The following is a 4,127-nucleotide window of genomic DNA, read 5'->3' as shown; positions in this document are numbered from 1 at the left end:
TCTCCATGAGTCACCCCAAAAAGACAGAAAACTACACAATTCCAAACGCTGTGAACAGCCCCTCTGTAACTCATTGAGCGTAAACGATTATTTCTGTGGGTCGACGACAATGGCATTCGCATTTTGATGCAATTGCCCTGAAACTGCCTGCCAAACGGCCAGCGCATCACAGGTTTGCGCCACGTCATGCACGCGCAGGATGGACGCGCCACGCTCAGCGGCAAGCAAGGCGGCAGCAATACTGGCCGACAGGCGTTGTTCAACCGGTCGGCCAGTGATCTGGGCTAGCATCGATTTGCGCGAAATGCCCGCCAGCAACGGCAGCCCGTTGATCGCCAGCGTATCTAAATGACGCAGCAATTGCAGGTTGTGCTCCAGCGTCTTGCCGAAACCAAAGCCCGGATCGAGTACCAGACGCTCCGGGGCAATTTCGCCGGCAAGCGCCGTTGTCACCCGTTCGCGCAGAAACTCGCGCACTTCGACAAGCACATCGGTATAGCGTGGACACTGCTGCATGGTCAGCGGCTGGCCCTGCATGTGCATCAGGCAAAGCGCGCAATCACTGCCGGCCACTGCCGCCATGGCACCAGGCATGCGCAATGCATATATGTCGTTAATCATTGATGCGCCATGCGCGAGTGCTGCGCGCATTACTTCGGGCTTGTAGGTGTCGACTGAAATCGGTATGCCGCAGTCGGCCAGGGCGTCCAGCACCGGCAGCAGGCGGGACAATTCTTCATCGAGCGCGCTGGGAATGGCACCAGGGCGCGACGACTCGGCGCCGAGGTCGAGCAGGTCAGCACCAGCCTCGATCTGCTGGCGAGCGTGCACGATGGCGCTTTGCGCATCGGCCGCCAAGCCATCGCCGGAAAAGGAGTCGGGCGTCAGGTTGACGATGCCCATGACCAGCGGGCGATCCAAGGAAAGCTCAAATTTCCCACAGCGCAGCATAGTCGTCGAACATCCCGGGTGATTTCTACCCCGGTCTAGTTGTCCCGGCTCAGGCCGGTGCAGTAGCACTAGGCGCCGCATCGGGCGGCGGCGTTTCGGTCGGACTGGTGGCCTTGGGCTGTGGCTGCTTGGGGGGACGTGGTGGCTTGCCGGCCATGATGTCGTTGATCTGATCAGCGTCAATGGTTTCAAGTTCAAGCAACGCTGCGGTCATCGCTTCGACCTTGTCGCGATTCTCTTCGAGCAGCTTGCGTGCAAGTCCATATTGTTCGTCGATGATGCGACGAATTTCAATGTCGACTTTCTGCATCGTCGATTCCGACATATTCTTGTGCGTGGTGACCGAACGCCCGAGGAAAACTTCACCTTCGTTTTCACCGTAGACCATCGGGCCAAGGGCATCCGACATGCCGTAACGCGTGACCATGTCGCGCGCCATCTGTGTTGCGCGTTCGAAATCGTTCGACGCACCAGTGGTCATCTGGTTCATGAACAGTTCTTCGGCAATGCGGCCACCAAATAAAACGGCAATACGGCTCATCAGATAGACCCGATCGTAGGCATAGCGATCCTCTTCCGGAAGTTGCATGGTCAAGCCCAGCGCCCGACCGCGCGGGATGATGGTGACCTTATGCACGGGGTCGGATTTGGGCACCAGCTTGGCTACGACAGCATGACCGGACTCGTGGTACGCCGTATTACGTTTCTCTTCTTCGTTCATGACCATGCTGCGGCGCTCGGCGCCCATCAGGATCTTGTCCTTGGCTTTCTCGAAATCTTCCATGTCGACCAGACGCTTGCTGCTGCGCGCGGCAAACAGGGCGGCTTCATTGACCAGATTGGCCAGGTCGGCACCGGACATTCCCGGCGTTCCACGGGCCAGGATGTCGGCCTTGACATCGGGCGACAAGGGAACCTTGCGCATGTGCACGATGAGGATTTGTTCGCGCCCGCGAATATCGGGTAGCGGAACGACGACCTGCCGGTCGAAACGACCCGGACGCATCAGCGCCGGATCAAGCACGTCAGGGCGGTTGGTCGCGGCAATCACGATGACGCCGGCACTGCCCTCAAAGCCATCCATTTCAACCAGCATCTGGTTCAACGTCTGCTCACGCTCGTCGTTGCCGCCGCCCAGACCGGCGCCACGCTGGCGACCAACGGCATCGAGTTCGTCAATAAAAACAATGCACGGTGCATGTTTCTTGGCATTCTCGAACATGTCACGCACCCGCGCCGCACCGACACCAACAAACATTTCAACGAAGTCGGAACCGGAAATCGAGAAGAACGGCACCTTGGCTTCACCGGCGATGGCCTTGGCCAGCAGGGTTTTACCGGTACCCGGATTGCCGACGAGCAGTACGCCCTTCGGAATGCGGCCGCCCAATTTCTGGAATTTTGCCGGGTCGCGAAGGAAATCAACGAGTTCGGAAACTTCTTCTTTGGCTTCGTCGCAGCCGGCGACATCGGCAAAGGTAATGCTGTTGGTCGATTCATCGAGCAGACGCGCCTTGCTCTTGCCGAAAGAGAAGGCGCCGCCACGTCCCCCGCCCTGCATCTGACGCATGAAGAAGACCCAGACGCCAATCAGCAGCAACATCGGGAACCAACTAACGAAGATGCTCATCAGGAATGACTGCTCCTCTTCCGGCTTGGCTTCAATTTTGACGCCATGCTTGAGCAGATCCGAAACCATCCAAATATCCTGCGGCGCGTAGGAAGTCAGCTTGCGCCCGTCACTCGTTGTAGCCTTGAGGATGCGTCCCTCGATCACCACTTTCGAGATTGAACCCCGCCCCACTTCCTCCATGAACTGCGAATACTCCATCGAGGCCTGGGGGGTCTGACGGGTATTAAACTGGTTGAAGACCGTCATCAGAACGAGGCCGATAACCAGCCACACCGCCAGATTCTTGAACATATTATTCAATGCCGCACCTCTTCCTCGTTGCTCCCCAGGAGACTCCTGAAGGGATAAGTGTCATTCTAAACCTTCTCAAGCAATTCAGGCGGTACAAGCCCAGGCCTGGCAAGGAAAATATCAAGCTTTCAGCCCCTTGCCGAGCAGATACACTTCGGCGCTGCGATCTCTGGAAGCATCCGGCTTGCGTGACGAAACCACATTGAAGACCTGCCGCATCTCGCGCACAAAGTCTTCGAAACCATAACCCTGGAAAACCTTGACCAGAAAAGCCCCTTCAGGTTTGAGCCAGTTACGCGAGAACTCCAAGCCCAACTCGGCCAGATGCATTACCCGCGCCTGATCGGAAAGGAGAATGCCTGACATATTGGGGGCCATATCGGAAAGTACAAGCCCCACCTTTTGGCCGGCAAGCATTTTTTCCAGTTGCTGCAACACATTGTCATCACGGAAATCACCCTGGATGAAGTCAACGCCGCGCAAGGGATCTATCTCCAGCAGATCCAGCGCAATGACCCGACCTTTGCCCTGCATCCGCTTGGCAGCAACCTGCGACCAGCCGCCGGGAGTCGCGCCAAGGTCAACAACAACCTCGCCAGAGCGAATCAGGTGATCCCGGTCATCAATTTCCATCAGCTTGAACGAGGCGCGGGAGCGGTAACCCTCGGCTTTTGCGCGTTGCACGTAGGGGTCATTAACGTGCTCGCGCAACCACGCATTACTGGTTCTGCTTCGTTTCATTGGCTAAAACTCGGTAAAATGCGTTCTTTGTAAAGGCTTACTTAATGCTCGATATTACCGCCGAACAGCGGCGCGCCCTGCGTTCCCGCGCCCATGCACTCAATCCTGTGGTTGCCATCAGCCAAAACGGACTTTCCGAAGCCGTGCTGCAAGAGATCAGCACCAGTCTCGTCAGCCATGAACTGATTAAAATCCGTGTCTTCAATAACGATCGGGAGGTGCGCGAACAGTATCTGGCGACCATCTGCGAAAAACTTGGCGCCGCCCCCGTACAACACATCGGAAAACTTCTCGTCATCTGGCGCCCGGGGCCTGATGCCAAGCCAGCGACAGTACGTCGAGGCCGTACCGAAGCACGTCGCAGCAAGCGCAGTTTTCAGGGTGCTACTCGCAACTGATATGTATTGACCTGTCAAGTTTTCCAAGAACCCAGTTTTAGATCATCGTCCAGTGTGTGGGTAGCAGAACGGGCGGCAAGCCGACGGTTGATCAGTCTGATATGCGCGGGTTG

At 57.0% G+C, this 4,127-nt stretch carries 4 protein-coding genes; 1 reads left to right on the top strand and 3 read right to left on the bottom strand.

What is annotated here, in order from left to right:
* Positions 1 to 87: 87 nt before the first annotated feature.
* The 3 genes from folP to rlmE form a co-directional block, all read right to left on the bottom strand.
* Positions 88 to 951 (bottom strand): dihydropteroate synthase, encoded by an 864-nt coding sequence (gene folP, locus Q1J43_RS00530; protein WP_301100328.1) that lies wholly within the window; start codon positions 949 to 951, stop codon positions 88 to 90.
* A gap of 49 nt (positions 952 to 1,000) precedes the next feature.
* The gene (ftsH, locus tag Q1J43_RS00525) at positions 1,001 to 2,884 is read right to left on the bottom strand and encodes an ATP-dependent zinc metalloprotease FtsH (RefSeq protein ID WP_301100327.1); all 1,884 of its coding nucleotides are present in this window, start codon (positions 2,882 to 2,884) and stop codon (positions 1,001 to 1,003) included.
* 111 nt (positions 2,885 to 2,995) lie between these two features.
* Complete coding sequence (gene rlmE, locus Q1J43_RS00520) at positions 2,996 to 3,616, bottom strand: 23S rRNA (uridine(2552)-2'-O)-methyltransferase RlmE (protein ID WP_301100326.1); 621 nt, start codon at positions 3,614 to 3,616, stop codon at positions 2,996 to 2,998.
* Positions 3,617 to 3,660: 44 nt separating this feature from the next.
* On the opposite strand from rlmE, the gene Q1J43_RS00515 reads away from it, so the two are divergent.
* Positions 3,661 to 4,014, top strand: coding sequence for a YhbY family RNA-binding protein (locus Q1J43_RS00515; protein ID WP_301100325.1), 354 nt, complete (start codon positions 3,661 to 3,663; stop codon positions 4,012 to 4,014).
* Positions 4,015 to 4,127 lie beyond the last annotated feature (113 nt).

Source organism: Propionivibrio sp. (assembly GCF_029255185.1).
In the GTDB taxonomy this organism is placed as follows: Bacteria; Pseudomonadota; Gammaproteobacteria; order Burkholderiales; family Rhodocyclaceae; genus Propionivibrio.
This window is presented reverse-complemented; position numbering and strand designations above follow the sequence as displayed.

Bases quoted from the DNA above. Each gene is read 5' to 3' on its own strand.
- Q1J43_RS00515 (WP_301100325.1), top strand. From the start codon at position 3,661: ATGCTCGATATTACCGCCGAACAGCGGCGCGCCCTGCGTTCCCGCGCC.
- folP (WP_301100328.1), bottom strand. From the start codon at position 951: ATGCTGCGCTGTGGGAAATTTGAGCTTTCCTTGGATCGCCCGCTGGTC.
- rlmE (WP_301100326.1), bottom strand. From the start codon at position 3,616: ATGAAACGAAGCAGAACCAGTAATGCGTGGTTGCGCGAGCACGTTAAT.